This is a genomic window from Bradyrhizobium sp. 31Argb (assembly GCF_043638955.1).
In the GTDB taxonomy this organism is placed as follows: domain Bacteria; phylum Pseudomonadota; class Alphaproteobacteria; order Rhizobiales; family Xanthobacteraceae; genus Bradyrhizobium.
On sequence record NZ_JBEGDB010000390.1, the window covers coordinates 1 to 5,723 of the forward strand.

Below are 5,723 nucleotides of genomic sequence, written 5' to 3' on the forward strand. Positions count from 1 at the left end.
CACCCCGATCGGGCAATCCAAAGCATTCCGCGCAAGTCAAGGCCGGGCACGGCGATCCTCTCGTGACGCTCACGGTCATCCTCACGGGTTCGCGCCAATTGCGCTCCGCCTTCGACGTGCTATCAGACGGCTTCCCGCCGAACTGGCGATGCTCCGGGAAATGCAATGGCAGATATGCAGACCGCCGCAGCGAGCGGCCCTTCCGATGCCGATGTCGTCGGCAGGTTGAAGCGTCGCGTCATCGATCACTGTCTGCCGTTGTGGTGCACAGAAGGCTGGGACGGTGTGGCAGGGGGCTTCGTCGACCGGCTCGATCCCGACGGCCGCGCCGATCGGCTCGCGCCGCGGCGTATATTCGTTCAGGCCCGGCAGATCTACTGCTACGCCAAAGCCGCGCAGATGGGCTGGTACGCGGAAGGCCGTGAGATCGCTCTGAAGGGGCTCGATCACCTGTTGACGAAGGCGAAGGCGCCGGACGGCCGGCCGGGCTTTGTCCACAGGTTGACGGCCGACGGCGGGGTGCTCGATGCGCGGCGCGACACCTACGACCACGCGTTCGTGCTGCTCGCGCTCGCCACCGTTTACGGGCTTGATCGCGACGCGCAGGTGCGCTCGGAGATCGATGCGCTGCTCGCCTATCTCGATGGGCACCTGCGCTCGCCGAATGGCGGCTTTCTCGAGGGGACGCCGGCGTCCCTGCCGCGGCGGCAAAATCCGCAGATGCATCTGTTCGAGGCGATGATCGCCGTATTCGATGCAACGCATGATCTGGCGTTTCAGCAGTGCGCCGGCGAGTTCTTTGCGCTGTTTCTTGCCAATCTCTATGACAAGCAGACCCAGGTGCTCGGCGAATATTTTGAAGACGACTGGTCGAGGATTTCGCCCATCAGCGTCGAACCCGGGCACCTGGCCGAATGGGTTTGGCTGTTGAAGGGTTTTGAGCGCATCACGGGCTGCCCGACGGGACGCTATCGCGGTGAATTGCTGGCGTCGGCGCTGCGCTACCGCGACGAGGCGACCGGTTGCCTCACCGATGAGGGCAATGTTGAGGGCCGTATCCGGCGTCACTCTCGGCGCCTGTGGCCGCAGAGCGAGATCGCAAAGGCCTGGATTGCGCAGGCCGAAGCCGGCGAGGCGGGTGCCGCCGACGAGGCGCGCGCCGCATTGGCGCGCCTTGAGCGGCATTATCTGAGCCACCCTGTTGCGGGCGGCTGGTACGATCAGTTCGACCGCGACGGCAAGTCGCTGGTCGACACCATCCCTGCGTCTTCGTTCTATCATGTTCTTTGCGCGGTTACGGAAGCGGAGCAGGTGCTGCAATAGGCACCCGGCTACACTCACAGCCACCGCTTCCGCCGCTTGAAGCTCTTGAGGTTCTTGAAACTCTTGCGCTGGTCGCCGGCGCCGCCGAGGTAGAATTCCTTGACGTCCTCGTTGTCGCGCAATTCGTCGGCGCTGCCGTCGAGCACCACCTTGCCCTGTTCCATGATGTAGCCGTGGCTCGCCACCGACAGCGCCGCCCGCGCATTCTGCTCGACCAGGAGGATGGTGACACCGAGGTCGCGGTTGATCTCCTTGATGATGGCGAACACTTCCTTGACCAGCAGCGGGGACAGTCCCATGGACGGCTCGTCCATCAGGATCATCTTCGGGCGCGCCATCAGCGCGCGGCCAATCGCCAGCATCTGCTGTTCGCCGCCGGAGAGATAGCCGGCCAGCCCCGTACGCTCCTTCAGGCGCGGGAAATAGTTGAAGACCATGTCGATGTCGGCATTGACCTCGCCGTCGCTGCGGGTGAAGGCGCCGAGCCGCAAATTCTCCAGCGACGTCATGTCGGCGATGATGCGGCGTCCCTCCATCACCTGAAAGATGCCGCGGCGGACGATCTTGTCGGGATCGATGCCGTTGATGCGCTCGCCGTCGAAGATGATCTCGCCGCGCGTCACCTCGCCGTCTTCGGTCTTGAGCAGCCCCGAGATCGCCTTCAGCGTGGTCGACTTGCCCGCACCGTTGGCCCCCAGCAGCGCTACGATCGAGCCCTTGGGTACTTCGAGGCTCAGGCCTCGCAGCACCAGGATGACGTCGTCGTAGACCACCTCGATGTTGTTGACACTGAGGAGGGGCGGCGCAGGGACCGCGCTCGGTGCCGGGTGAGTTGCTTCGACGGTTTGGGTCATCTCGTAATGCCCTCGGATGTCATTGCCGGGCTTGACCCGGCAATCCATCGCTCGAAAAGCGTTGTTTCTTGATGGATGCGCGGGTCAGGCCCGCGCATGACAATTCGTGTGCGTGGGACGGACCGCTCCCTCACCACCCCAGCCATTCCGGCTTGCGCGGCAGCTCCACGGTCTTGACCTTCTCGAGCTTGATCGTGCCCTTGGCCATAAGGTCGTTGAGATCGCCGTCGGTCGAGCCCGTGACCTTGGAGCGGTAGAGATCGACCTTCGTGGTCGGGCGATGATCCTTTTCGGTCCAGGTCGAGGCGTTGCAGACGCCTTCCATGCCTGCCGGCACCCAGTCTTTCTTCTGATAAAAGCCCTTCGCGACGTTCTCACCGGTCGCACCGCCGTTCTTGTTGGCCCACTCGATCGCCTCCTTCATGTAGAGCGCGGAGCAGACGGCTGCGATATAGTGCACGGGACGGTAGATCTTGCCGGAAGGATCCGACATTTTGGAGATTTCCATCACCGTCTTCATGCCGGGCGCATCGCCGCCCCAGCCGACCGCGGTGCGCAGCGGGAAGATCACACCGTCGGCGGCATCGCCGGCGGTCTTGGCCGCATTTTCATCCATGCCCCAGACGTTGCCGAGGAACTGTACGTCGGCGCCTGCCGCTTTGCAGGCCTTCAGCACGGAGATGTTGGAGGCCGCCGTATTGCCGAGATAGGCGTAGTTAGCGCCGGAGCTCTTCAGGCTGAGGCATTGCGCCGAGTAGTCGCCGGGGGTGAGCGCGAACACCAGCGGCGGCAGCACCTCGAAGCCGAGCTCGGTGGCCATGGCTTCGCCGGCCGCCTTCGGCGCGTTCGGATAGGGATGATTGGCGCCCATATGGACGAATTTGGGCTTGCCCGGCTTGCCCTTGGCTTTCCAATCGTCCGCTGCCCACATCAGCATGGCGCGCAGCGAGTCAGAATAGCTCGGACCATAGAAGAAATTATAGGGCGCGGGCTTGGCCTTGCCGCTGGTGCCTTCCGGATCGGTCAACGCTGCCGCATAGGAGCCGGAGATATCCGGGATCTTGTCCTGGGCGAGGAAACCGGTCAGCGCTTCCGTATCGGCGGTGCCCCAGCCCATGATCGCCGCGACCTTGCTGTCGGGCGCCGACCATTTCTTGTAGAGCGCGATCGCGCGCGGCACCTGATAGCCGTAGTCGTTGGTATCGACATTGAGCTTCTTGCCGCCGATGCCGCCGTTCTTGTTGACCCAGGCAAAGGTGTCGGCGACGGCTTGGCCGTAGGGCGTGCCGACGTCCGAGGTGCCGCCGGAATAGTCGGCGAGGTGGCCGATTGCGATCTGAGCCTGCGCGGCCACGGATACGCCGCCGATCAGCAGCGCCAGCGAAGCCGTGCTCAAAAGGGATCTAATCGTCATGGTCTTTCCTCCTGTTATTCGTTGATGCGTTTGTAAGTCTTTGCCCCGACCTCAATGCGAGAACGGATAGAGTTTCCAATATGCCTTGATCTGTCGCCAGCGATGCGCGAGCCCGTCCGGCTCGAACATCAGGAACGCGATGATGATGAGCCCGATCGCAATCTCGCGCAGGAAGGTGATGTTGTTGTTGAGCTCCAGCGCCCTGTCGATCGCGCTTCCCTTCAATTGCAGGCTGAGCCACTCCATCGCCTCCGGCAGCAGCACCACGAAGGCTGTGCCCATCAGCGTGCCCATCACTGAGCCCGTGCCGCCGATGATGACCATGGCCAGGAACAGCACGGAGCGCTCGATGCCGAAGCCTTCCTGCGAGACGACAAGCTGATAGTGCGCATAGAGCGCGCCGGCGATGCCGGCAAAGAATGCGGCAATGCCGAACGACAGCGTTCGGTATTTGGTGAGGTTGATGCCCATGATCTCGGCGGAAAGATAATGGTCGCGGATCGCAATCAGCGCGCGTCCATCGCGCGTACGCATCAAATTGGTGACCAGGAGATAGCTGACGATGAGGTAAGCCAGAACGACATAAAAATACTGGCGATCGCCGCGCAGCGGGTAGCCGAAGATCGAAAATGACTCTGCGCTCGCCGGCACCGAGCCGCCGGAGAACCATTCGGCGCGGGAGAAAAAATCGAGCAGGATATATTGTGCGGCGAGCGTCGCGATCGCGAGATAAAGCCCCTTCAACCGCGCCGCCGGCACGCCGAAGATCAGGCCGACCAGCGCGGTGACGAGACCCGCAAGTGGAATGGCGAAGAACACCGGGATCGGCGCGTTGTTCGAGATATAGGCCGAAGTGAAGGCGCCAAGCAGGAAGAAGGCCGCGTGGCCGATCGAGATCTGCCCGGTGAAGCCGACCAGCACGTTGAGGCCGAGTGCCGCGATCGCGAAGATGCCGATCTGGATCGAGATGCTGAGCCAGTAGTTTGCGAAGACGTAAGGCGCGAGGCAGGCCAGCACGATGCCGGCAATCGCGAAATTGCGGCTGGTGATGGTCGGAAAGATCGTGGTGTCGGCCCCGTACGTCGTACGGAAGTCGCCGGAGGGAATCAGGGAACGTGTCGCCATGGTCAGACCCGCTCAATATCCTTGGTGCCGAACAGGCCGTAAGGCTTGATCATCAGGATGATGATCAAGACGTAGAACGGCGCGATCTCGTAGAGATTACCCCAGTGCAGGTACTCGCTGTCGACATATTGCGCGACATTCTCCAGCAGCCCGATGATGATGCCGCCGAGCACGGCGCCGCCGACGGAATCGAGCCCGCCGAGGATCGCCGCCGGAAATACCTTGATGCCGTAGGCGGAGAGACCGGAAGAGACGCCGTTGACGACGGCCACGACGACGCCCGCGACCGCCGATACGGTCGCCGAGATCGCCCAGGCCATCGCGAACACGCTTTTCACGGAAATGCCGAGCGACTGCGCGACCTGCTGGTTGTAGGCGGTAGCCCGCATCGCCAGGCCGTATTTGGAGGCGCGGAAGAACCAGGCCATGCCGATCATCATCGCTATCGAAACCACGAGACTCATCACGTAGACGGTCTGGATCTGCAGCCCGAACAGGTGGACAGATTGGCTCTGGAACACGCGCGGGAACGGCTGCGGATTGACACCGAACATCCATTTCAGCGCGGCTTGGAACACCGTGGAGAGCCCGATCGTCACCATGATGACGGAGATGATCGGCTCGCCGATCATCGGCCGGAGGATCACGATCTGGATCGCGATGCCGAAGACGAACATGAACACCAGCGTGAGCGGCATGCCGAGCCAGAACGGCACCTGGTATTTGGCGAGCAGTGCCCAGCACACCCAGGCGCCGATGAGCAGCAGTTCGCCTTGCGCGAAATTCACGACCTGCGTCGCCTTGTAGATCAGCACGAACGACATCGCGACCACGCCGTAGAGCGTGCCGACCACGAGGCCGTTGATCAGGACCTGGAGCAGGAATTGGGTGTTCATGTTGATTGGCGACTAACGAAAGAGGGGAACGCCGCTGTGAGCAACCGGCGACATGGGTAACACTTCAAACCGACGACATGGGTAACACAATTCTCGTTTCGTTCAGGTCTG

The 5,723-nt window shown here is 62.4% G+C and carries 5 protein-coding genes; 1 reads left to right on the forward strand and 4 read right to left on the reverse strand.

From position 1 onward, the window contains the following. The first annotated feature begins 174 nt into the window (after positions 1–174). Positions 175–1,323: an AGE family epimerase/isomerase gene (locus tag AAFX91_RS38205; RefSeq protein ID WP_394569944.1), complete on the forward strand. Its 1,149-nt coding sequence runs from the start codon at positions 175–177 to the stop codon at positions 1,321–1,323. Positions 1,324–1,337: 14 nt separating this feature from the next. Here the strand turns inward: AAFX91_RS38205 and AAFX91_RS38210 are convergent, their stop codons facing one another. From AAFX91_RS38210 to AAFX91_RS38225, 4 genes are all read right to left on the reverse strand, one after another. Beyond that, entirely contained in the window at positions 1,338–2,177 is an 840-nt protein-coding gene (locus AAFX91_RS38210) for an ABC transporter ATP-binding protein (protein WP_394569940.1), read from the reverse strand. Positions 2,178–2,307: 130 nt separating this feature from the next. Continuing rightward, positions 2,308–3,591 carry an ABC transporter substrate-binding protein gene (locus AAFX91_RS38215; RefSeq protein ID WP_394569941.1) on the reverse strand — a complete coding sequence of 428 codons (1,284 nt, stop codon included), beginning with the start codon at positions 3,589–3,591 and terminating at the stop codon, positions 2,308–2,310. Positions 3,592–3,642: 51 nt separating this feature from the next. Continuing rightward, positions 3,643–4,716: a branched-chain amino acid ABC transporter permease gene (locus tag AAFX91_RS38220; protein ID WP_394569942.1), complete on the reverse strand. Its 1,074-nt coding sequence runs from the start codon at positions 4,714–4,716 to the stop codon at positions 3,643–3,645. Between the two features lie 2 nt (positions 4,717–4,718). Next, positions 4,719–5,612, reverse strand: a complete 894-nt coding sequence (locus AAFX91_RS38225) for a branched-chain amino acid ABC transporter permease (protein ID WP_394569943.1) — start codon at positions 5,610–5,612, stop codon at positions 4,719–4,721. Positions 5,613–5,723 lie beyond the last annotated feature (111 nt).